Genomic DNA, 22429 nt, shown 5'->3' on the forward strand with positions numbered 1-22429 from the left:
GGACGGAGATTTGCCCGATATGCGACCGGCATCCGCAGCACTGCGCCGGGTCGAGGCCACCACTGCAATGAGGTTCGTTGACGATTGAAACCATGAAAACGATGAAGCCGATGCTCATAAATCGGTGCATCTGACGCAACCGCCAAAAAAGGGGAATTCTTATGAACGAGAAGATTACCGATTGGACATCCTCCGATGACCGGATGATTGAAAATGCGATCCGGCGCGGTGCTACCCGGCGCGAGCTGCTTCAGATGATGATGCTCGGAGGCGTTGGCGCCATTGCCGGCGCATCCATTCTCGGCCGGGCCACGTCGGCACTTGCGCAGACCCCCGTCAAGGGCGGCTTCGTCAAGGCCGCGGGATTCAGCGCCTCCACCGCCGATACGCTCGATCCGGCCAAGGCGTCGAACGCCACCGACTATGTTCGCTGCTGCGCCTTCTACAATCGCCTGACCTTCCTCGACGGTAAGGGCCAGATCCAGATGGAACTGGCCGAAAGCGTCGAAAGTGCCGACGCCAGGACATGGACGGTCAAGCTGCGCAAGGGCGTGACCTTCCATGACGGCAAATCCCTCACCGCCGATGACGTCGTCTTTTCGCTGCAGCGGCACCTCGATCCCGCCGTCGGTTCCAAGGTCAATGCGCTCGCAAAGCAGATTTCCGGGACGAAGAAGATCGACGATACGACGGTCGAGATCACGCTCGACAGCCCGAATGCGGATCTTCCGACGATCCTTGCGATGCATCATTTCATGATAGTTGCAAATGCAACTACCGACTTCTCCAAGGGTAATGGCACCGGTCCGTTCGTCTGCAAGGAGTTCCAGCCGGGCGTCCGCTCGCTTGCGGCGCGCAACGAAAACTACTGGAAGAACAACGGACCGCATCTCGACTCATTCGAGTTCTTTGCGATTTCCGATGAGAGCGCGCGCATGAATGCGGTGCTTTCCGGCGATATCCAGCTTGCCGCCAATCTCAATCCGCGTTCGCTGCGCGTGCTCCAGAACAATCCGGCCGCCAAGCTGTTCATCTCGAAGCTCGGCACCTATACCAATCTCAACGTCCGGCTGGACATGACGCCGGGCGACAAGGCCGGGGTCGCGGAGGCCTTCAAATATCTCACCAACCGCGAGATCATCCAGAAATCGGTGCTGCGCGGGCTGGCGGAGATCGCCAACGATCATCCGGTGCCGGATACGAGCCGCTACTACAATGCCGAACTCAAGCAGCGCGAATACGATCCCGAGCGCGCCAAGTCGCTGCTCGAAAAGGCCGGTGTACTCGGCCAGGAGATCCATATTACCGCGGCCGAGGCGGCGTCCTCCTCGCTCGATTATGCGATGGTGCTGCAGCAGGCCGCGTCGTCCATCGGCCAGAAGATTGTCATCGACCGCGTGCCCTCGGATGGCTACTGGTCGAACCATTGGCTGAAGGACGCCGTGCATTACGGCAATATCAATGCGCGCCCGACCCCCGACATCCTGTTTTCGCTGCTGTACAAATCCGACGCGCCCTGGAACGAAAGCCAGTACAAATCCGAAAAGTTCGACTCCATGCTGCTGGAAGCGCGCGGTCTGCTGGACGAGGCGAAGCGCAAGGACATTTACGGCGAGATGCAGGCAATGGTTTCCAACGAAGCCGGCACGGTCATCCCGGTCTTCATGTCGAATGTCGATGCGATCTCGCCGAAGCTGCACGGCCTGGAGCCGAATCCGCTGGGCGGGATGATGGGCTTTGCCTTCGCCGAATACGCCTGGCTGGAAGCCTGACCGGTATCATTGCCGCGCCCGGACGCCGCTATGACGGTGTCCGGGCAGTTTCCCATTTCCGAGTTGCAGGCCGTGCATCATGAAATCTCCATTGTTGAGTCTCATCGCCAAACGCCTCGTCATTGCGCTGCTGACGCTGCTCATTGTCGCGTTCACGATCTTCTTCGCAACCGAGATGCTGCCGGGCGACGTGGCGGAGATACTTCTAGGGCAGGCGGCAACGCCGGAGGCGGTCGCCGGGCTTCGCGCGGCGATGAACCTCGACCAGCCGGCGTTCCTGCGCTTCATCTACTGGCTCGGAAACCTCTTCACCGGCGACCTTGGCGTCTCCTACGCCAATAATGTCCCGATCGCCGATCTCATCGGCAGCCGCCTGATGAATTCGCTCAGGCTGGCGGGCATCACCGCCGGCATCTCGGTGCCGATCGCCTTGTTTCTTGGCATCACGGCGGCGATCATGCGCGGCACGATCTACGACCGCCTGGTGTCGATCATCACGATTTCGGTGATTTCCGTGCCGGAATTCATGGTCGCGACGATAGCGGTGATCGTATTCGCGGTCTATCTCGGCTGGCTGCCCGCGCTTTCCATGGCCAATGAGGTGACGTCGTTCAGCGGTCTCCTGAAGGCATTCGCCATGCCGGTCATCACCTTGAGCTTCGTGATTTCGGCGCAGATGATTCGCATGACGCGCGCCGCCGTCGTCGAAACGCTGGATGCGCCCTATCTCGAAATGGCGTTGCTGAAAGGTGCCTCGCGCAGCCGTATGGTGCTGGTCCATGCCCTGCCGAATGCGCTCGGCCCCATCGTCAATGCGGTGGCGCTTTCGCTCTCCTACCTGCTTGGCGGCGTCATCATCGTCGAGACCATTTTCAATTATCCCGGCATAGCCAAGCTGATGCTGGATGCGGTCGCAACGCGCGACCTGCCGCTGATACAGGCCTGCGCGATGATCTTCTGCCTGGGCTATCTCCTGCTCATCACCCTTGCCGACCTTATCGCCATCGCATCGAACCCGAGGCTACGATAATCATGTCCGCACCCGTCCTCGACCAACCCGACACCAAATCGCCGCGCTTCGGATATCGCTTCAACCTGTTCGGTATCGTTTCGTTTCTGATCATTCTCGCCTGGGCGCTCGTCGCCATACTGGCGCCATGGATCGCGCCGCACCCGGTCGGCGAGATCGTCGATTTCGACTTCTTCGGTCCAATGAGCGCGCAATTCCCGCTCGGCACCGATTATCTCGGCCGGGACATGCTCTCCCGCATCATCCACGGCGCGCGCTTCACCGTCGGGATTTCGCTCGCCTCGGTCGTGCTGGCCTGTTTCTGCGGCGTGACGCTCGGCATGATGGCAGCGGTGATCGGCGGTTGGTTCGATGCCGCCCTCAGCCGGTTTCTCGATGCGCTCACCTCGATCCCGAGCAAGATATTGGCGCTTGTCGTCGTGGCCGCCGTCGGCTCCTCGATCCCGATCCTTATCGTGACCATGGCGGTGATCTATACGCCTGGCAGCTATCGCTTCGCCCGTTCGCTGGCGATCAACATCAACACCATGGACTATGTCACCGTGGCGCGGGCCCGAGGCGAAAAGCTCGGCTATCTCATCCGTTCGGAGATATTGCCGGGGATCATCGGCCCCGTGCTGGCGGATTTCGGGCTGCGTTTCGTCTTCGTCGTCCTGCTATTGTCCAGCATGTCGTTCCTCGGCCTCGGCGTGCAGCCGCCCTTTGCCGATTGGGGTGCACTGGTCAAGGAGAACATCGGAGGGCTTTCCTTCGCCGCGCCGGCCGTCGTGTTCCCGTCGATCGCGATCGCCAGCCTGACGATCAGCGTCAACCTGCTGATCGACAATCTTCCCCGGAAAATCCGAGATCGGAGCGCGTAATGGCCAATATTGTCGAGATCTCCGGACTTCGCGTCGATGCCAAAACCGATTCCGGCCGCAAGGTCGAGATCATCCGCGATGTGAGCTTCAATATCGCGGCAGGCGAGATCGTCGCGCTGATCGGCGAGAGCGGATCGGGAAAGACCACGATCGCGCTGTCGCTGATGGGCCATACCCGGCCGGGTTGCCGTATCGTCAGCGGCAGGATCGCGCTGGGCGGCGAGGATATCGCAAAGCTCTCCGAGCGGAAAAGAGCGCGCAAACGGGGCACGGAAGTGTCCTATGTTCCGCAAAGCGCCGCCGCTTCCTTCAATCCGGCACACCGGATCATCGACCAGGTGATAGAAGTGACCCGCATCCATCGCCTCATGCCGGCCGACAAGGCCCGCAGCAAGGCTATCGAGCTTTTCAAGGCGCTGGCCCTGCCGAACCCGGAAACCATCGGCGACCGCTATCCGCATCAGGTCTCGGGCGGCCAGCTGCAGCGGCTCTCGGCGGCCATGGCGCTCATCGGCAATCCGAAGCTCGTGATATTCGACGAGCCGACGACAGCTCTCGACGTCACCACCCAGATCGAAGTGCTGCGCGCGTTCAAATCGGTGATGCGATCGAACGGGATCGCCGGCGTCTACGTCTCGCACGATCTCGCGGTGGTGGCGCAGATCGCCGACCGTATTGTCGTGCTGAAGAACGGCGCCGTGCAGGAGATCGGCAGTACCGAGGATATCCTGCGCAATCCGCAGCATCCCTATACGCGGGAGCTTCTGGGCGCCTTCGAGCCGGCGCCCCGCGCCGCTGCGAGCGGGCCCGAGAGGGAGAAGCCCGCGCCCTTGCTGGTCGTCGAAAACGTCGTGGCCGGCTATGGCATGATCGACAAGGCCGGCAATCCCGTGCTGACTGCCGTCGACAATGTCAGCCTGCATCTCGCCCGCGGGCAGAATCTCGGCATCATCGGTGAATCCGGCTGCGGCAAGTCCACGCTGGCGCGGGTCATCGCCGGCATCCTGCCTGCAGCGCGCGGCAGGATATATTTCGAGGGCAAGGAGATGCACAGCGACCTGCGCATGCGCAGCCGCGATCAGCTACGCGAATTGCAGATCGTCTTCCAGTTTGCCGATACGGCGCTCAATCCGAACAAATCCATCGCCGACATCCTGGCGCGGCCGCTGACCTTCTATCATGATATGGATAGCAGGGGCCGGGAAGCGCGGATAGAACAGCTGCTCGACATGGTTCGGCTGCCCCGGGCCATGCGCTACCGCCGCCCGGCCGAACTCTCCGGCGGGCAGAAGCAGCGCATAAACCTGGCGCGGGCTCTCGCAGCCGATCCGAAGCTCATCCTCTGCGACGAGATCACATCCGCGCTCGATACTGTCGTTGCCGCGGCGATCATCGAGCTCCTGAAGGAGCTGCAGCGCGAACTTTCGGTGTCATATCTCTTCATCAGCCATGATCTGTCGACCGTCCGCGCGATCTGCGACGAAGTCGCCGTCATGTATGCCGGGCGGAAGGTGGAACAGCTCAGCCCCGACGAGATGGGAAGCACGGCGAGCCATCCCTATTCGCGGCTATTGTTCTCATCGGTGCCGAAGCTCGACCCGACATGGCTGGATAGTCTGGAGCAGGATGCGGAACTGATGCGCAGCTTCGACCGTAGCTGACCGCGCACCGGCCGCTGGGCGCTATTCGTTGAACATCGAATCCAGCGGAAGATGCGCCTTGACGATCGGGGATTTGAGCACGACGAAACTGAAATATTTGTCGATACCGATATCCATGTCGATCAGCCGCTCCATGACCGTCTGGTAATCGGTGATGCCCGCCGTGACGAACTTCATCAGATAGTCGTAGCCGCCGGAAACCAGATGGCATTCGATGACGGAATCGATCTTCTCGACCGTTGCGAGAAAGCGCGCGAAATCGATCTGGCGGTGGTTCTTGAGCGTGATCTCGGTGAAGACGGTCAATGTCTGGCCGAGCTTGGATACATCGATCTGCGCCGAATAGCCGGTTATATAACCTTCCGACTGGAGCTTCTTGACCCGCATCAGGCAGGGGCTGGGAGAAAGATGGACGAGCTCGGCCAGCTCGACATTCGTGATCCGCCCATTCTTCTGCATTTCGGATAGGATCCGGATGTCGATTTTGTCGAGTTTCATGATGCTGCCAATGATCGGTGCCCTGGTTGATTATCATCTTTTTCGGTTGTCGCCGCAATGAGGCCCATCGCGACGAAACATAGCCGCCGTCGCGGCTGGACCACTCTATTACACGCAATATTTGCCCGTCATAAGTGCCGAAAACCACAGGAAATTCTGTGAAAACAGCTATTGCGACGCCTGGCACGGCATAAGCTGCTCTAGGATACATGGAAACTCCGGAGTTCCGCCCATGCCTGCCCCGCTGATGCACATCGTAACGAGTCCGGCCCTGCCGAAAGAGGCAGATGTCGTTGTCATCGGAGGCGGGGTGGTAGGGGTATTCGCCGCCTACTATCTGGCGCGCGGCGGCGCCAGGGTCGCGCTCGTCGAAAAGGGCCGCATTGCCGCCGAACAATCCAGCCGCAACTGGGGCTGGTGCCGCCAGCAGAACCGCGATGCGCGCGAATTGCCGATGGCGACAAAGAGCCTCGAACTATGGGAGAAGATTGCCGAGGAAACCGGCGAAGATACCGGCTTCCGTCGTTGCGGCCTGCTCTATCTGTCGCAGGACGAGGCGGAGATCGCCGGCTGGGCAAAATGGCGCGACTTTGCCAGGACCGTCGGTGTGACGACGCATATGTTGAGCGCTGCGGAAGCAGCGGAGCGGGGCAGGGCGACGGGTCGCGCCTGGAAAGGCGGCGTCTTTTCGCCGAGCGACGGCACAGCCGATCCTTCGCGCGCCGTGCCGGTGGTCGCTCGCGGCATCATGGCTGCCGGCGGCACCGTCCACCAGAATTGCGCAGCGCGCGGCCTGGAGCTCAGTGCTGGCCGCGTCAGCGGCGTCGTAACCGAGGCGGGCACCATCCGCACCCGAACGGTGGTGATGGCTGGCGGCGCCTGGGCATCGTCCTTCTGCAACCAGCTTGGCGTTCGCTTCCCGCAGGCTTCGATCCGCGCGTCCATCCTGGCCGTTGCGCCCGGCGCCGTCGGCCTGCCGGATGCGCTCCATACGTCACAAGTCTCGATCACCCGCCGCAGCAATGGCGGCTATACGGTGGCGATCAGCGGGCGTGCGCGCGTCGACGTGACACCGCAGCAATTGCGCTTCAGCCCGGTCTTCGTGCCGATGTTCCTGCGCCGCTGGCGCAGTCTTGCGCCGGGCGGCCTTGGCGGCTGGCACAACGGCCACGAGACATTGCGCAAATGGTCGCTGGATGACATCACGCCGATGGAGCGGAACCGTATCCTCGATCCAGAACCGGATGCTGCGCAGATCGATCTGACCTACCGTAGAGCCGCGGCGCTGCTGCCGGAAATCGCCAGGATGCCGATTGCGGACAGATGGGCCGGCTATATCGACAGCACGCCGGACGGCGTTCCCGCCATCGGCGAGATCGGGACCATACCGGGCTTCATCCTTGCCGCGGGTTTTAGCGGTCATGGCTTCGGCATCGGCCCGGGCGCCGGCCATATGATTGCCGACACCATCCTCGGGCGTAAACCGGTCGTCGATCCGGCGCCTTACAGGCCCGAGCGTCTCGATGGCAGCGCATGGGGCAAGGTTGCGGATTTCTAGCGCTGGTCCTGACGGCTGAATGGGGCGCTCCGTGCAAGCCCGGCCAAGCTTTGCCTGCGCACACGATGAAAGCGCGGGTCGCGGCGTCGTCAGTCGCCGAAACCGACGATTCCCTTGACTTCCGTGAATTCGTGAAGCCCGAACTTGCCATATTCGCGACCATTGCCGGACTGCTTGTAACCGCCGAAGGGAGCCGCACCGTCCCAGGCCGAGCTGTTGAGACGAACGATGCCTGTCCTCAGTCGTCGTGCGAAAGCGCGCGCCTCCCCGGCTTCGCCCTGGACATAGGACGCCAGGCCATAGGGCGTGTCATTCGCGATCTCGGCCGCTTCATCCTCGCTTGAGTAGCCCAGAATCGACAGGACGGGGCCGAATATTTCCTCGCGGGCGATCGTCATGTCATTGGTAACGCGGGCGAAGATCGTAGGCCGGACATAGTAGCCGGCATTGAGATGTGGCGGTCGGCCTGGTCCTCCACTCACGAGTTCGGCGCCTTCCTCGACGCCCTTGCGAATGAGACTCTGTACCTTGTCGAACTGCATCTGGCTGACGATGGGACCAATATCGGTCGCCGGATCGGCCGGCGCGCCGACACGAACCGCCTCGGCGGCCTGCCGAGCCACGTCGATAGCCCGATCCATGCTTTCCGCCGGCACCAGCAGGCGTGTCGGTGCATTGCAGGACTGGCCGGAATTGGCAAAGCACTTGGCAATACCGGCGCGAACCGCCACGTCGAGATCGGCGCTTCTGAGCACGATGTTCGGCGACTTGCCGCCAAGTTCCTGGTGAACGCGCTTCACTGTCGGCGCCGCTGCCTGCGCCACGGAAATCCCGGCGCGGGTAGAGCCGGTAAAGGAGATCATGTCGATTTCGGGATGGCTGGCGAGCACCGCGCCCACGGTCGGGCCATCGCCATTGATCAGGTTGAACACGCCCGCAGGCACGCCCGCTTCGTGCAGAACTTCCGCAAACAGGATGGCGTTGACCGGGGCGATCTCGGATGGCTTGAGCACCATCGTGCAGCCGGAGGCGAGCGCCGGCGCCACCTTGCAGGCTATCTGGTTTATCGGCCAGTTCCACGGCGTGATCATGCCGACAACGCCGACCGGCTCATGCACGATCCGGGTGGTGCCCTGCATGTACTCGAAGGCGAAATTCCGCATGGCGCTGATAGTCTGTTCGAAATGAGCGATGCCGATCCCGACCTGCTCCTCCCGTGCCATACGGCGGGGCGCACCCATTTCGCGCATTATGACATCGCCGATCTCGTCATTACGCCGTTTCAAGATTGCGACGATGCGCTCTAGCAGCGCCAGGCGCATTTCGTGCGTGGTCAGGGAGAAGGTCGCGAATGCATGGCGGGCGGCAACGATGGCGCGCTCGGCATCGGCCGCCGACCCCATGGCGATCTCGGCAAAGGGTTGCTCCGTCGCAGGATCGACGACCGCCAGCCGCTGGTCGCCGATCGGGTCGACCCAAGCGCCGTCGATGTAGAATTTAAGATGTCTTTGCATTGATCTCTCCCATCAGCGGCCGGCCAGGATGAAATCGGCGACCCGTTCTGCGATCATGATCGTGGGCATATTGGTGTTGGCGCATGGAATGGAGGGCATCAGTGAGGCATCGCAGACCCGCAATCCCTCGATGCCGTAAACTCGTCCCGTCGGCGACGTCACCGCCATCGGATCATCGGCTGATCCCATGCGGCACGTCCCCGACGGATGCCACGTACCGCCGACATGGCGCCGTACGAACTCCGTTAAAGCATCGTCGTCGGTCAATAGACCCTTCATCGTCGTTCCCAACGTGATCGCCGAATGGACAAGGGCAGGGCGGAACGGCCCTGCTACGTCGAGCAAGCCCGAAAGAATGCCGCGCTGCAGCGCATTCCACGCGCCGGGTACGGCCACCTTCGCGACACGCGGCGAGTAACTGGAGGGAAAGGCCGTACCGCGATGGCCGTTCATGAAGGGATCGGACAGCACTTCGGCGCCCATGCGAACGGCAAGCTTGAGCCGGATCAGGTCACGCTCGTCGCTCAACATCCTGAAATCGACGTCCGGCTCGCATGTCGGGTCGGCCGAGGCGAGTTTCACCACGCCACGGGAGTAGGATTTGTTGACCCAGAAAAACAGGCTCCCTAGACGCTGCCCGACGGAATGCCAGCCCGACCGCGAGAGGATAGCGGCGTGCATGTCGCCGCTTGGGGTGCCGTCGAGGCCAGAGGAAAAGCGCCAGACGGCCTGTTCGTGATGTTCGGATTCGTCGCGCACCCGCATATGGGGCGGCAGGTAGGCGGCGACGGCGATGGAGGGATGTTCCATCAGGTTGCGTCCGACACCCTCGCGGGAGGCCACGACATCGACGCCCTTGGATGCGAGATCGCGGACCGAGCCAACGCCGGACCGCAGAAGCAAGGCCGGCGAATGGATCGCGCCGGCAGAGACGATCACTTCTGCCGCATGGATGGTCTCCATCGTTGCGCCCGACAGCTGCGCCCCCGTGGCACGACGGCCGTCGAACAGGATCCGAGTTGCGACGCTTTCGGTGATGATGCGGAGATTGGTCCGTTTGCGGACATCGGGCGTCAGGTAGGCCAGCGAGGTCGGCATCCGCTCGCCGCGATCGCTGACGGCGAGGGCACCGCGAAAGACGCCGTCTTCCCAGGGACCGTTCTGGTCGGGCTTGATCGGATGGCCGCGCCGATCAAGCGTCTTCATGACGCGATCGACGAAGGGTGAAATCTTGTCATCGGAGACGCGGCGGATGGTGAGCGGCCCATCCTGTCCGTGCAGCGGGCCGCGGAAATCCCTGTCGGCCTCGATCTTGAGGAAATAGGGTAGGCAATCGTCCCAGTCCCAGCCCTCTGCCCCCAACCCTTGCCAATCGGCATAGTCCGCCGGTGCCCCGCGATTGGCCATGAGCGCATTGATCGCCGAACCGCCACCCAGCAGTCGCGCCTGCTCGTAGCGCCGCGATGAACGGGGCGCGGCATTGGATCGGGCATAACCCATCATGGCCGTCAATTCAGACCAGATATTGCGCGTGTCGAGATAGGCGCGTCCAGGATAGCGGCTGCGGATATCCTCGGGGATATCGTCTGCCGAGATGTTGCGCCCGGCTTCGATCAGCGCGACCCTTCGCCTCGGATCGGCCGAGAGCCGGGCAGCCAGCACGCAGCCAGCGGACCCGCCACCCAGGATCAGGTGGTCTACGATCATGTCGCCCGCCCCTGGGAGCGCTCGGTATTACGCGCATTCAGCGCCGCCAGCATCAGCAGGATGAAGGAAACCGTCGTCAGCAATGAACTGATCGAGGCGATCGTCGGATCGATCTCGTCCCGAAGCGCGGTGAACATTTTCTTGGTCAGAGTCTGGTTTTCGCCACCAGAGATGAAAAGCGCGACAACGGTCTCGTCGATCGCCGAGATAAAGGCGAACAGCATGCCGGAGATCACGCTCGGCCGGATCTGCGGCAGAGTGACGGCAAAGAAGGTGCGCCACCGGTTCATGCCCAGGCTGCGCGACACCATTTCCTGGGTATGGTCGAACTTGCGAAGCCCGACCAGGACCGAGGTGACGACATAGGGCAAACCCAGCATCACATTGGCGAGGATGAGCCCGGTCATGGAAGCGAGCAATCCGACCTGCGCATAGACGAGGAAGATGCCGACGGCGGTGATGACGATCGGTACGATCAATGGCAGCAGCAGCAGAGCCTGCAGGCTACGCACCAGGCGCGATTGCGTGAGGTTCAGGGCATAGGCCGCAGCCGTGCCGAAGATGGTCGAGATGAACGCGCTGCAGACAGCGACGGTCAGGCTGACACGGGTTGCCTGCATCCAGGCGGCGCTGCCCAGATAGGATTCGTACCACCTCAGCGACCAGGAGGGTGGGGGAAATGCGAGGAAGCGCGCACCTGAAAAGGACATTGGCAGAATGATCAGGACCGGTATCATCAGCCAGGCAAGGATGAGGGCCACGAAGCCGTAAAGAAGGAATTTTGAACGGTTCATGCGTCACCTCGTTCCCATGATGCGTTCGAACGGAATGAGCAGGCTCGCGAGGCGGAAGACCAGAAAGACACAGACCATCAGCACCACGCTGATTGACGAGGCGGCGCCCCATTCGTTGTAGACCTCGATGTTGCGCGATACCAGCATGGACACCATGTAGGTGCGCCCGCCTCCCAGAAGTTCCGGCGTTATATAGAAGCCGAGCGTCAGCACGAAGACCAGCACCATGCCCGCGATCATGCCTGGAAGTGACAGCGGCAGGAATACGCGCAGGAAGACATGCAGGGGCGAGCCGCCGAGGCTGGCGCCCGCCATGGTCAGCTCGCCCGGGATCTTCTTCATCGTCGCATAGAGCGGCAGCACCATGAAAGGCAGCAGGATATGGATCGTCGCCATGACCGTGCCGAACTCGTTGTTGACCAGGCGCAACGGCTCATCGATCAGCCCCGACCCGGTCAGAACCGAATTGATGATGCCATTGCGCTGCAGCAGGATCAGCCAGGCATAGGCGCGCACAAGTACCGAAGTCCAGAATGGCAGCAGAACCATCGCAAGAACAAGGATGCTCCAACGCTGCGGCAGACCCGCCGCCACATAGGCGACGGGGTAGCCGAGGACGACAGTCATCAGGGTAACGGTCACGGCGATGCGGAAGGTTTGGAGGAAGGTCACCCAATAGACAGAGTCCGTCAGAAACCGCTCGTAATGGGCAAGCGTGAAGCCGCCGTCCTGCCGGATCGACTGCCAGGCCAACCAAAGGAGCGGCAGGACCAGCAGGACGGTGATGACCAGCAGGGCCGGAGCCAGCAGGATCATCATGAGCCTCTGCTCGCGCCGCTCATGCAACTCCGCGGGGTTTCGTATCGACTGTGCCATCAGTTCGCCTCCAAGGCTGATGATTACTGCTGGATAAACGCGGCCCAACGCTTCTGCGCGTCCTCGCCAGCCGGTGAACTCCACCATTCGTCCGACACAAGGACCTGGAGTTTCGCATTCTCGGGTGAGCTGGGCATCTCGGCTGCGCGTTCCGCGGAAATCTTGCCTGTCTTGTAGGCTTCCGGATTCGCGGGCCCGTAGTCGATATAGGTCGGAAAGTTCGCCTGGATATCGGGCGTCAGCGCGGCATTGACGAACTTTACTGCGGTTTCCTGGTTGGGTGCGCCCTTGAGGACGCAAAGCGATGTGTATTGCAGGAACCCCTCGTTGAAGGAATAACCGATCGGCGCACCTTCCTTGACGACCGCGGCCACGCGACCGTTCCAGGCCATCTCCATGTCGACTTCGCCGTCGGCAAGCAATTGCGCCGACTGCGCTCCGGAGGTCCACCACACGGCCACATGCGGCTTGATCTCCTCGAGCTTCTTGAAGGCGCGGTCTACATCGAGCGGATATAGTTTGTCGGCCGGCACGCCGTCAGCGAGCAGCGCAGCTTCGAGCGTTGCCAGCGGATGGTTGCGCAGAGCGCGCGTGCCCGGGAATTTCTTCACGTCCCAGAAGTCGGCCCAGGATTTGGGTGCGTTGTCGCCGAACTTGTCCTTGTTGTAGGCGAGTACGCTCGAATAGAATTCATAGGCAACTGAATAAGGGCTCTTGTATTCGGCCGGCATCTTCTCCGCATTGGGAATCTTGGAGAAGTCGAGCTTCTCGATCATGCCCTGCTCGCCCCCCCGGATGCAGTCCTTCGCCGGGGTGTCCACCACGTCCCAGATAACCTTGCCAGATGCTGTCTGCGTCTTGATGACCGGCCATGCGTCGGGGGCACTGTCCTGGTTGATGGTAATGCCGAGCAGTTCGGCAACCGGATCCAGGATTGCCTGGGTCTGAGCCTCCTGATAAGCGCCACCTTGCGACACGAAGGTAATTTGTTCGGCTGAAGCCGTGCCAGCCAGAAAGACCGCAGCTGATACGGAAAGCGCGATGATGGAAAGTCTATAGGCCATTACTGGTTCTCCTCTTTCTTGGCGGGGACATTATGCCCCGGTTGCTACGCGACTTTCGGGTCTTAGCGCCCGATTGCATCGAGGAACTGGTACCAGCCGGCGACAAGCCGGACGACTGGCTCCCTGATGGGATAGAGGGGCACGGGCTTCAGCGGTGTGCGTGTGAGGAGCCCGAGATCGGGGTTCTCGCCCGCAACCATGGCCGCCACATAGCGGCCCATGTTGGAGGCCATCGCGACGCCAGTGCCGTTGTAGCCCACGGCATAGACCACGCGGTCGTCGAGCCGGCCAAGATGGGGAATGCTGTCCATGGTCATGGCGACCAGGCCCGACCAACGGTGCGTCACCGATACCGCCGCCAGTTCCGGAAACTGGCGGACCATCGCTTTGTGGAGAGCTGCAAAAGCGCCTTCGGAATCGGTTTTGCCGAAGGCGCCGCGGCCACCATAAATCACCCGGTCTCCGGCTCTACGGAACCATCGCATCATCCGGCGCGTCTCCGTGTAGCTGCGGTCCTGCGACAGCAGGCTTGCATAGGCGCTGTCCGTCAGCGGCTCGGTGGCGATCATGGCAGAGCGGAACGGAATGATGGACTTTCGCACCGCCGAGGTTGCCGGCGTCAGGTCGGAATAGGAATTCGTGGCGATCACGACTTGACCGGCCGACACGGCGCCGTGGGGAGTTTCGAGTACTACGCCGTTGCGGTCCCGCCGGATCGCTGTGACCGGCGCCTTCTCATGGATGGCGATGCCCGCGGCCTTCAAGCCGGCTGCAATGCCCAGCACGAAATTCAGTGGATGAATGACGCCACCATGCGTGTTCAGCATGCCGCCAACGAAGTCGCGCGAACCGGTCTCGGCCTCCATTTCCTCGGGTGACAATATGGAGCATGCGCGATCACCAAGCGTGCCGTGCAGCCACGCGACTTCCTTCTTGAGTCCATCGAGCGAAACCTGGTTGTGCGCACAGCGCAGCGAACCTGTGGGATGAAACCCGGCAGAGGCGATGCCGTAGTCTTCCACCAATTCCCCGACATGGTCGATCGCCTCGATGCCCAGGTCGTGCATGCGGCGTGCGGTATCGAGACCGTATCGTGCGGCGATGTCGGAGAACGACAACCGGAATTTTCCGGACACCACGCCGCCATTGCGACCGCTTGCGCCCCAGCCGATCCGGCTCGCCTCCAGCACCACGGCTGACAGGCCGCGGCGCGCAAGATAGCGCGCGGTCGACAGGCCCGTATATCCGCCGCCGATGATCGCAACGTCAAACCGATGACCGCTGGACATTTCATCGAAAGCAGGACGGCTTGCAGCCGTTTCCTGCCACAGGGAGTGAATGTCGGGAAGGGGAGGTTGGGTGGTCATCGGTCTGGTTCGTTTTTGGTCAGGCTGCTGTTGCCGTCTTGAGGCGGGCCGCGAGTTCTCTATCCACGGCATCGGCGAGTTGCCCGAGGGAGGAAAAGTGGAAGTCGGGCTTGGTCACTACCTTGGGCTCCGGCGTACCCCCAAAACCCTCCTGACCCTGACGGCGCTCGATCCAGCAGGTCGTATAACCAAGCTCGCGGGCTACGCCAATGTCGTGGTATTGGCTCTGGGCGACATGCAGGATCTCCGACTGCCTGAAGCCGAAGGCGGACTGCCGGCCCTTGTTGAAAGCAAAGAACTGCGGATTGGGCTTGGCGCAACCGGTTTCGTCGCAGGTGACGCTGTCGTGGAATGGGTTGCCGAGCGTATCGGAGTAGGCGGAAAAGGCAGTCCGGTCCGCATTCGTCATGGCGACCAGACGGAAATTCTTGCGCAGCCGGGCGAGCGCCTCGACCGAATCTGCAAAGGCGGGCCAGCGCAATACGGCGAGCTGGAAGGCTTCGGCGGTGGCATCGTCATTCTTGAAGCCTGCTTCGTTGGCAAGCGAGAGATAGACATCCTTCATCGCGACGGAGGAACGGCCATAAAATTTGTCGCGGCCACGCTTGTAAGGCTCGAAAATCTCATCATCGGTCGCGGTTGCCGCCTTTTCGCCCCCAAGTGCCCGAACCGCATTGAGCACACCGGTTTCGAAATCGATCAAGGTGCCGACGACATCGAAGGTCATGACCTTAAATTGCGTGAGTTGCATAGTGTTATTCCTTGTTTGCTGCATTGAACGGGGGTCGTCAGCCTGCATCGGGGACGATGATCGTGTCTTCCGGGTGTAGCGCGAGCGTTATCGTCTCACCCGGCGATTTCATGAGTGCGCGGCCGGCATGATTGCTAGGAAGCCGGAAGCTCAGCTCCCCGCCGACATCAAGCCTGACGAATACGCGAATGCTCTCACCCTGATAGAGCACGTCGGTGATGGTGGAGGTCAGCCTGTTGCAAATGTCCGCTTCGGAACCGTCGGCCACGGTCAGCTTCTCGGAATGGACCACGAGATGCAGACTGTTGCCATCGGGGACGCGGTGCGTCGTTTTCAGCGTCTGACTACCGAGCCGCACGGCGTCGTCGCTTGCGCGATCGACGGCCAGCAATGTTGCTTCGCCGATGAAGCGGGCCACGAAGGCATTCGCGGGATGATCGTGAAGGCGCTCCGGCGTGTCGACCTGCACGAGCCGCCCCTTGTTCATGATTGCCACGCGGTCACTCATCGTGAGGGCCTCGCGCTGATCGTGCGTGACATAGACGATCGTGGCTCCGAGCCGCCTGTGCAGGCGCTTGAGCTCGATCTGCATGGTCTCGCGCAACTGTTTGTCAAGTGCCGAGAGCGGCTCGTCCATAAGGATAAGGCCGGGCTCGAAGATCATGGCACGCGCGAGCGCGACACGCTGGCGCTGACCGCCGGATAGTTCGTGAACCCGCCGGTCCTCGTAGCCGACCAGCTCCACCATCTCGAGCGCCGACGCAAGCTTGCGCGGCCAGGTCGACTTTGGCAGCCGGCGTGCCCTGAGCGGAAAGGTGATGTTTTCGCCGACGCTCATATGCGGGAACAGGGCATAGTTCTGGAAGACGATTCCGATTTCACGCTTATGTGGCGGCTCGAATGTAATATCTCTGCCCCCCAACCAGATCGAACCCGACGTCGGCTGAACGAAGCCTCCCAGGATGCCCAGCAGGGTGGTCTTACCCGAGCCGGACGGCCCGAGAATGGAAACGAATTCGCCGGGAGAGACATCGAGGCTGACGTCATCAAGTGCGCGAAAAGCCCCGTAGGATTTAGTCGCCTTCTTGATGGAAACGCCGACACGCTCTTTGTTTGATTGCTCAAGCATATGATTCCACTGCAAAATTCTTAAAGCCTCGATGACAGTTCGAGACACGGCACCACGATCTTGCAGAAACAGCAACAGATTGACAGAAAATGGCGCGAAGCGCCCGTTCAACGATCAAACCGTCATGTTCCCCTGATTGCTTGGAAAGACTTTTGCCTTCCTTGGCTCTCAGCAGACCAAACAAGACGCGGACGTGCAATTGAAAAAAAATCCAGTCAATGTTACAAAATGTAATGACGTTTCTTCGAAGATCGCTTCCGTCCATGAATGGCCTGTTTACGTTCGAGGCAGCGGCACGTTGCGGAAGCTTTTCCAACGCCGCGGACGAGTTGAACGTGACGCCTGCCGCAGTTAGCCGCATGATATCGCGGCTCGAGGAATATCTTGATATTGCTTTGTTTCTTCGCCAGCCCGGCGGCGTCAGCTTGACGGAACCGGGCCAGCTGCTGTTCGATGCAATCGCACGTGGCTTTGCCGGGATCGAAAGCGCACTTCGAGAGATCGAGGACCGAAAAACCGGTACGGAAACGGTGTCGCTATCCGTATCGACCGGTTTCACCACGCACTGGATGATGCCGAGAATGGCGGAGTTCAAGAAGCAGTTTCCCGCCGTCGACCTGCGGTTCCAATTGGTGATGGGGGCTCTGTCGGGGCCTGTCAACGATGTCGATCTCGGGATGCGCTTTGTGGACGGGCCGGACGAGCGCCATGAGGCCGCTTTCATCATGCCTGAAATATTGCTGCCGATCTGCAGTCCTGACTACATGGAGGGTCATGCTATATCGGGTCGCGGAATCAGCGGCGTGCCCGACACGATGATCAACCTGAGTGACGCACAGCCGGATTGGTCGAAGCTTTTCACCCCGGCCAATGGCATTAATGCACAGAATTCCATGATCTTTTCGGACTATGCAATTGTCGTACAGGCGGCCTTGCTGGGCCAAGGCGTGGCACTTGGCTGGCTCAATGTTGTCGCCCACTGGCTGAGGACGCGCGCGCTTGTACCGGCGCGCGAACACCTCATGGTCACCGGTCGTCGCTGTCATCTCGTCAGACTGCGTGACAAGCCGGTGCGTCCGATCGTCGGCGAGGTCAGGGACTGGCTGATTGCGGAGCTTACGGCGGATGTCCATGCCGTGAACGATTTGTACCCCTTCTTGAACATCTCGGCGTCGGGGCACAATCATTTGGCAAACTGAACATCGGCTTCACCGCTGCGAAGTCATCACTCTACTATCGCGCCGGGCCCCAAAGGCTGTCCGCCACTCTGATCAGGTGGCGACCGGCCTGCGGCTCGGGGTGCATTTTCCAGCTATCAAGCTGCGCGCTTCAAGGCGTCCGCGAGCGTGGAGACAATGGTATCGATTTGATCGCTTTCAACGATCAGTGGTGGAGACAGGGCAATGATGTCCCCCGTGACGCGGATCAGCAGGCCCTTTTGGAAGCAATCGACAAAGACATCGTAGGCCCGGCCTCCGGGTGCATGCGTCCGCGGCTCCAGTTCAACCGCGCCGACCAGGCCGAGATTGCGTATGTCGATGACTGACGGCATTCCCTTCAGCGAGTGCAGCGCGTCCTGCCAATGCCCTGCCAGACTGGCTGCACGGGTCAAAAGACCTTCCTCGGCATAAATGTCCAGGGTCGCGATCCCGGCAGCGCACGCAGCCGGATGACCCGAATAGGTATAGCCGTGGAAAAGTTCGATGGCGTTTTCCGGTCCAATCATCAATTCGTCATGCACCTTGCGACTTGCAAAGACGGCGCCCATCGGAATCGTTCCGTTGGTAAGGCCCTTGGCGGTCGTCATCAGGTCGGGCACGACACCGAAATAATCAGTTGCAAAGGGCGTGCCGAGGCGACCGAATCCGGTGATGACTTCGTCAAAGATCAACAGGATGCCATGCTTGTCTGCTGTCGTGCGCAGCTTCTCCAGGTATCCTTTCGGTGGAAGAATGACGCCGGCCGAGCCGGACATGGGTTCCACGATGACGGCGGCGATGGTTTCGGCGCCGTGCAACTGGACCAGCCGTTCCAGATCGTCGGCGAGGTCTGCCCCGTGGGCAGGCAGGCCTTTCGAGTAGGCGTTGCGTTCGATGTCCAGCGTATGGCGGATATGGTCGGTCGGGATTTGCGGGAACATCCGCCGGTTGTTGACGAGACCGCCGACGGATATGCCGCCAAAGCCAACGCCGTGATAGCCCTTTTCCCGACCGATAATTCGGGTGCGGGTGCCTTGGCCGATTGCACGCTGGTAGGCGATCGCGATTTTAATCGCTGTATCGACCGATTCCGAGCCGGAACCCGTAAAAAAGATGCGATCAAGCCTGCCCTGGCCGTCACCCGGAGCGATTTCGGCGAGGCGGGCGGCAAAGTCGAAGGCGATCGGGTGGCCCATCTGGAAGGTCGGCGCGAAGTCCAGCATCGAAAGTTGGCGCTCGACGGCCTCGGTGATCTTCCTGCGGCCGTGGCCGGCGTTACAGCACCAAAGGCCGGCTGTGCCATCGAGAACCTTGTTCCCGTCAATATCGGTGTAATACATGCCATCAGCCCCGGCCAGCAGGCGAGGCGACGCCTTGAACTGCCGATTGGCGGTGAATGGCATCCAGAAATTGTCGAGTATGGGAGCATTGGTCTTGGTGGTGATTTCCATCTGTGCCTCCTTGGGACGGAGCCAGATTGGGCATTTTTCAGAGACGAACAAGCCCTTTTCTATCTCGAGCTAATACATTGAAAATACTGTCACTGTTAGATAGAATTCCTGTTATTCTGAACAAACCAAAAGGATGCTCATGTCAGTTGATATCGGCAATCGGCTCCGGGCCGTGCGCACCGCAAGCAATCTGTCGCAGCGCGAACTGGCGAAGAGAACCGGGGTGCCGAATTCAACCATATCCTTGATCGAATCCAATACGTCGAACCCCTCCGTCGGAGCTTTGAAGCGCATTCTCGACGGTATCCCCATAGGTCTGGCGGAATTTTTCGCTTTCGAACCGGATCGGCCGAAAAAGGCGTTCTATGCGGCCGAAGAACTTGTCGAGATCGGCAAGGGATCGATCTCTTACCGGCAGGTCGGAGAGAATCTCTTCGGTCGGGCGCTGCAGATCCTGAAAGAATGCTACCAGCCCGGTGCCGACACCGGGAAAGTGCCGCTTGTTCACGACGGAGAGGAGGGCGGCATCATCCTGTCGGGCAGGCTTGAAGTCACCGTCGATCAGGAACGACGAATTCTGGGACCCGGCGATGCCTACTATTTCGACAGCCGGCGTCCTCACAGGTTCCGGTGTGTTGGGCCAGTACCCTGTCACGTTGTCAGTGCATCGACGCCGCCAACGTTCTAGCTGCGACAAGCCATTCGGCGAGACCTCCGTCCTATCCGAAGGACGCGGACTCGATGGACAATCGTCGGCCGACGGTGCGCGTTGCGACGGAAGCTGTGCTATAGGCAAGCTCGAAACGTGAGGGACGATCAAGTGACGACGCTGCAGGAAGTTGCGGCCAGGGCCGGATGTTCGCCAGCGACGGCGAGCCGGGCATTGACGCTGAAGGGATCGGTCAGCGAGGCGATGGTGCGCAAGGTGCGCCGCGCGGCGGCCGAACTCGGCTATCGTCACACTTTCCCCAGCGGCAAATCCGGCCGCCGCCTCGTCGTCGGCGTGCTGATCCCCAGCATTACCAATCCGGTCTTCTCTTCCTCACTGTCCAGTATCGAGAACCGCATGCTGATGGCTGGCCATGGGGTGTTGATCTCCCAGTCCCACTACGACCCGGCCCGGGAGCTCGATGCAGTGGCCTCTCTGCTCAACGAAAAGCCGACCGGCCTGATCCTGACGCTCTGCAGCGCCGACAGGAGCGCCGTTCTCGGCCTGCCGCTGCCGCCGACGGTGCTGCTTCACAATCGCCCAACGGAACGGTTTCAGTCGGCGGTCACGGTCGATAATTTCAAGGCCGGCCACGAGCTGACGATGCTGCTGCGACAGCTCGGGCATGAGCGCATCATTTTCGTCTCCGGCAGTTTTTCCGCCTCGGACCGCGCCAGGCTGCGCTACCAGGGCTATGCCCAGGCGATGGTCGAGAGCGGCGCCATGCCGCTTGCCGCCATGCAGATTTCCTTCGTCGGCGACTACGACATGCTCGACCTCAGCGCTGCCATGGCCGATATCGGGCCGACGGCGATCATCGCCTCCAACGACCTGCTCGCTTTCGGCGTCATCAGCGCGCTGCGGCGCGAGGGCCTGAGCGTGCCGGACGACGTTTCGGTCGCCGGTTTCGACGGCATTCCGCTCGGCCGGATGATGGACCCGCCACTGACCACGATAGAAATGCCCGACGCCAGCATGGGCGCCGCCGCTGCATCGCTTCTGCTCGACATCGCCGAAAACGCCGCCCAGCCAAGGCATCTCGAGGTCGCGTATTCTCTGCGGCGCGGCGGGACCGTCAGGGCGATTTAAGGGCTTTGGACGCGGAATTTTTCTCCGCCGCTGATTCACCGGCAACGCCAAAACAAAACCGCCGGACCCTTTCGCTCCCGGCGGCTGATATCTTCCAGGAATGAAAGCTCAGCTGCGTGGCAGCAGGCGCTTGATTTCCTTGGCGGCGTCTTCCAGCGCCTCGTCCGGGGTGGCCGACTGGTCGACGACGCGCGAAGTGTTGTCGACGATCGTCTGGGTGACGCGCACGCCGTTCGAACCCGGGAAGGCATACCACGGGATCATGCGCGGCATTTGCTTCAGGCCGGCCTGAAACAGCGGGTTTTCCTTGTAGAAGTTGCCGAGATATTCGGGCGCCTTGGCGGCCAGTTCGTTGTTCGGAACATAACCCGTGCCCGGAACGACGACCGAGGCACCGTAAGGGCCGGCAGCGAACTTGGCGAATTTCCAGGCGGCTTCCTGGCGGGCTTCATCCTTGGTGAGGATGACGACGGCATTGCCGCCGGTCGGCAGCTTGCCGTTTTCCGGATCGAGCAGCGGGATTTCGGCAGTGCGCAGGTCGAACTTGTCGCCCACATTCTTGATCGTGTTGCGCAGCGCGCCGGTGGTCTGGAAGGCAAAACCGACCTTGCCGGCGACAAAGGCCTGCTCACCGGCCTGCTTGGTGAAGACCGGCATGCCGGCTTCCTTGACCAGACGGTCGACGACAGCCATGGCCTTCTGGCCCTTCTCGTCGTTGAATGCTACCTGGCTTTCATCTTCCGACAGCATGGTGCCGCCGGCGCCGAACAACAGCGCGGAGAACATCCAGTCGTCGCCCTGCCAGCGGAAGTCGATGGAATCTACATCATTGCCAAGCGCCTTGATCTTGGCGCCGAGGGCGATGACCTCGTCCCAGGTCTTTGGCGGGACATCCGGGTTGCCCCCGGCAGCCTTCACCAGGTCGGCATTGTAGTACATGATCGGATTCGATGTCGCGAAGGCCAGACCGACCTGCTTGCCGTTGACCTGGGCAAGCTTGAGGATCGTGTCGGAAAAGCCCTGCTCAGACATGGTCGCCTTGTCCTTGGCGATCAGCGGACCCATGTCAACCGGGATGCCACGCTCGTTGGCCATGCGCAGGCGGTTCAGGCCGATGAAGGTCAGGTCCGGCATTTCGGAGGTGCCGACCTGGCGCATGATTGTCTGGATGCCTTCCTCATAGGTCGCGGAAGGATTGGCGAACTGGATCTTGATATCCGGGTTCTCTTCCATGAACTTCTTCGAGATCGTGTCCATCACGTCCTTGAAGAAGCCTGGCATCGGGTAATGCACGGTGAGCGTGGTTTCGGCATGGGCCGGCAGCGAAAACGTCATGGCAACGGTCGCGGCGGCAAGAATCTTGGTGATATGTTTCATCGCATTGCTCCTGGTTCGGGGCG

19 protein-coding genes are annotated in these 22429 nt (G+C 61.1%); 8 read left to right on the forward strand and 11 right to left on the reverse strand.

The window, feature by feature from the left end; all coding sequences use genetic code 11:
* Positions 1-161: 161 nt before the first annotated feature.
* From OSJ75_RS08240 to OSJ75_RS08255, 4 genes are all read left to right on the forward strand, one after another.
* Positions 162-1772, forward strand: coding sequence for an ABC transporter substrate-binding protein (locus OSJ75_RS08240; RefSeq protein WP_267227531.1), 1611 nt, complete (start codon positions 162-164; stop codon positions 1770-1772).
* Between the two features lie 79 nt (positions 1773-1851).
* Positions 1852-2802, forward strand: coding sequence for an ABC transporter permease (locus OSJ75_RS08245; protein WP_267227532.1), 951 nt, complete (start codon positions 1852-1854; stop codon positions 2800-2802).
* A 2-nt stretch (positions 2803-2804) separates the two neighbouring features.
* The gene (locus OSJ75_RS08250) at positions 2805-3662 is read left to right on the forward strand and encodes an ABC transporter permease (RefSeq protein WP_250016010.1); all 858 of its coding nucleotides are present in this window, start codon (positions 2805-2807) and stop codon (positions 3660-3662) included.
* The gene (locus tag OSJ75_RS08255; protein ID WP_267227533.1) at positions 3662-5323 is read left to right on the forward strand and encodes an ABC transporter ATP-binding protein; all 1662 of its coding nucleotides are present in this window, start codon (positions 3662-3664) and stop codon (positions 5321-5323) included. The genes OSJ75_RS08250 and OSJ75_RS08255 overlap by 1 nt, the downstream gene beginning before the upstream one ends.
* A 21-nt stretch (positions 5324-5344) precedes the next feature.
* Here OSJ75_RS08255 and OSJ75_RS08260 read toward each other — a convergent pair whose 3' ends face one another.
* Complete coding sequence (locus OSJ75_RS08260; RefSeq protein WP_250016007.1) at positions 5345-5821, reverse strand: Lrp/AsnC family transcriptional regulator; 477 nt, start codon at positions 5819-5821, stop codon at positions 5345-5347.
* A 232-nt stretch (positions 5822-6053) separates the two neighbouring features.
* Here OSJ75_RS08260 and OSJ75_RS08265 point away from each other — a divergent pair, with 232 nt between their 5' ends.
* A complete protein-coding gene (locus OSJ75_RS08265; RefSeq protein ID WP_267227534.1) occupies positions 6054-7379 on the forward strand; it encodes an NAD(P)/FAD-dependent oxidoreductase in 1326 nt (441 codons plus the stop codon).
* Between the two features lie 89 nt (positions 7380-7468).
* Here OSJ75_RS08265 and OSJ75_RS08270 read toward each other — a convergent pair whose 3' ends face one another.
* The 8 genes from OSJ75_RS08270 to OSJ75_RS08305 form a co-directional block, all read right to left on the reverse strand.
* A complete protein-coding gene (locus tag OSJ75_RS08270; protein ID WP_267227535.1) occupies positions 7469-8893 on the reverse strand; it encodes an aldehyde dehydrogenase family protein in 1425 nt (474 codons plus the stop codon).
* 12 nt (positions 8894-8905) lie between these two features.
* Positions 8906-10600, reverse strand: a complete 1695-nt coding sequence (locus OSJ75_RS08275; RefSeq protein ID WP_267227536.1) for a GMC family oxidoreductase — start codon at positions 10598-10600, stop codon at positions 8906-8908.
* Positions 10597-11394 (reverse strand): ABC transporter permease, encoded by a 798-nt coding sequence (locus OSJ75_RS08280; protein ID WP_250016003.1) that lies wholly within the window; start codon positions 11392-11394, stop codon positions 10597-10599. Before OSJ75_RS08280 ends, OSJ75_RS08275 begins: the two co-directional genes overlap by 4 nt.
* A 3-nt stretch (positions 11395-11397) precedes the next feature.
* Positions 11398-12270 (reverse strand): ABC transporter permease, encoded by an 873-nt coding sequence (locus tag OSJ75_RS08285; RefSeq protein WP_267227537.1) that lies wholly within the window; start codon positions 12268-12270, stop codon positions 11398-11400.
* Positions 12271-12293: 23 nt separating this feature from the next.
* Positions 12294-13334 carry an ABC transporter substrate-binding protein gene (locus tag OSJ75_RS08290; RefSeq protein ID WP_250015999.1) on the reverse strand — a complete coding sequence of 347 codons (1041 nt, stop codon included), beginning with the start codon at positions 13332-13334 and terminating at the stop codon, positions 12294-12296.
* Positions 13335-13396: 62 nt separating this feature from the next.
* Positions 13397-14701 (reverse strand): NAD(P)/FAD-dependent oxidoreductase, encoded by a 1305-nt coding sequence (locus OSJ75_RS08295; protein WP_267227538.1) that lies wholly within the window; start codon positions 14699-14701, stop codon positions 13397-13399.
* 19 nt (positions 14702-14720) lie between these two features.
* Positions 14721-15452, reverse strand: a complete 732-nt coding sequence (locus OSJ75_RS08300; RefSeq protein WP_267228020.1) for an HAD-IA family hydrolase — start codon at positions 15450-15452, stop codon at positions 14721-14723.
* Between the two features lie 37 nt (positions 15453-15489).
* A complete protein-coding gene (locus OSJ75_RS08305) occupies positions 15490-16581 on the reverse strand; it encodes an ABC transporter ATP-binding protein (RefSeq protein WP_267228022.1) in 1092 nt (363 codons plus the stop codon).
* A gap of 233 nt (positions 16582-16814) precedes the next feature.
* On the opposite strand from OSJ75_RS08305, the gene OSJ75_RS08310 reads away from it, so the two are divergent.
* Entirely contained in the window at positions 16815-17780 is a 966-nt protein-coding gene (locus OSJ75_RS08310; RefSeq protein ID WP_250015995.1) for a LysR family transcriptional regulator, read from the forward strand.
* 116 nt (positions 17781-17896) lie between these two features.
* On the opposite strand, the gene OSJ75_RS08315 is transcribed toward OSJ75_RS08310, so the two are convergent.
* Positions 17897-19231, reverse strand: a complete 1335-nt coding sequence (locus tag OSJ75_RS08315; protein WP_267227540.1) for an aspartate aminotransferase family protein — start codon at positions 19229-19231, stop codon at positions 17897-17899.
* A 139-nt stretch (positions 19232-19370) separates the two neighbouring features.
* Here OSJ75_RS08315 and OSJ75_RS08320 point away from each other — a divergent pair, with 139 nt between their 5' ends.
* Both OSJ75_RS08320 and OSJ75_RS08325 read left to right on the forward strand, forming a co-directional pair.
* Positions 19371-19919 (forward strand): cupin domain-containing protein, encoded by a 549-nt coding sequence (locus tag OSJ75_RS08320; RefSeq protein WP_250015992.1) that lies wholly within the window; start codon positions 19371-19373, stop codon positions 19917-19919.
* 132 nt (positions 19920-20051) lie between these two features.
* Positions 20052-21029, forward strand: coding sequence for a substrate-binding domain-containing protein (locus tag OSJ75_RS08325; protein ID WP_267227541.1), 978 nt, complete (start codon positions 20052-20054; stop codon positions 21027-21029).
* A gap of 108 nt (positions 21030-21137) precedes the next feature.
* On the opposite strand, the gene OSJ75_RS08330 is transcribed toward OSJ75_RS08325, so the two are convergent.
* Positions 21138-22406, reverse strand: a complete 1269-nt coding sequence (locus OSJ75_RS08330; RefSeq protein WP_267227542.1) for an ABC transporter substrate-binding protein — start codon at positions 22404-22406, stop codon at positions 21138-21140.
* Positions 22407-22429 lie beyond the last annotated feature (23 nt).

This window comes from Phyllobacterium sp. 0TCS1.6A (assembly GCF_026420825.1).
In the GTDB taxonomy this organism is placed as follows: Bacteria; Pseudomonadota; Alphaproteobacteria; order Rhizobiales; family Rhizobiaceae; genus Phyllobacterium.

Bases quoted from the DNA above. Each gene is read 5' to 3' on its own strand.
- OSJ75_RS08250 (WP_250016010.1), top strand. From the start codon at position 2,805: ATGTCCGCACCCGTCCTCGACCAACCCGACACCAAATCGCCGCGCTTC.
- OSJ75_RS08275 (WP_267227536.1), bottom strand. From the start codon at position 10,600: ATGATCGTAGACCACCTGATCCTGGGTGGCGGGTCCGCTGGCTGCGTG.
- OSJ75_RS08320 (WP_250015992.1), top strand. From the start codon at position 19,371: ATGTCAGTTGATATCGGCAATCGGCTCCGGGCCGTGCGCACCGCAAGC.
- OSJ75_RS08315 (WP_267227540.1), bottom strand. From the start codon at position 19,231: ATGGAAATCACCACCAAGACCAATGCTCCCATACTCGACAATTTCTGG.
- OSJ75_RS08305 (WP_267228022.1), bottom strand. From the start codon at position 16,581: ATGCTTGAGCAATCAAACAAAGAGCGTGTCGGCGTTTCCATCAAGAAG.
- OSJ75_RS08285 (WP_267227537.1), bottom strand. From the start codon at position 12,270: ATGGCACAGTCGATACGAAACCCCGCGGAGTTGCATGAGCGGCGCGAG.
- OSJ75_RS08295 (WP_267227538.1), bottom strand. From the start codon at position 14,701: ATGACCACCCAACCTCCCCTTCCCGACATTCACTCCCTGTGGCAGGAA.
- OSJ75_RS08255 (WP_267227533.1), top strand. From the start codon at position 3,662: ATGGCCAATATTGTCGAGATCTCCGGACTTCGCGTCGATGCCAAAACC.
- OSJ75_RS08260 (WP_250016007.1), bottom strand. From the start codon at position 5,821: ATGAAACTCGACAAAATCGACATCCGGATCCTATCCGAAATGCAGAAG.
- OSJ75_RS08300 (WP_267228020.1), bottom strand. From the start codon at position 15,452: ATGCAACTCACGCAATTTAAGGTCATGACCTTCGATGTCGTCGGCACC.
- OSJ75_RS08265 (WP_267227534.1), top strand. From the start codon at position 6,054: ATGCCTGCCCCGCTGATGCACATCGTAACGAGTCCGGCCCTGCCGAAA.
- OSJ75_RS08280 (WP_250016003.1), bottom strand. From the start codon at position 11,394: ATGAACCGTTCAAAATTCCTTCTTTACGGCTTCGTGGCCCTCATCCTT.
- OSJ75_RS08270 (WP_267227535.1), bottom strand. From the start codon at position 8,893: ATGCAAAGACATCTTAAATTCTACATCGACGGCGCTTGGGTCGACCCG.
- OSJ75_RS08330 (WP_267227542.1), bottom strand. From the start codon at position 22,406: ATGAAACATATCACCAAGATTCTTGCCGCCGCGACCGTTGCCATGACG.
- OSJ75_RS08245 (WP_267227532.1), top strand. From the start codon at position 1,852: ATGAAATCTCCATTGTTGAGTCTCATCGCCAAACGCCTCGTCATTGCG.
- OSJ75_RS08310 (WP_250015995.1), top strand. From the start codon at position 16,815: ATGACGTTTCTTCGAAGATCGCTTCCGTCCATGAATGGCCTGTTTACG.
- OSJ75_RS08240 (WP_267227531.1), top strand. From the start codon at position 162: ATGAACGAGAAGATTACCGATTGGACATCCTCCGATGACCGGATGATT.
- OSJ75_RS08290 (WP_250015999.1), bottom strand. From the start codon at position 13,334: ATGGCCTATAGACTTTCCATCATCGCGCTTTCCGTATCAGCTGCGGTC.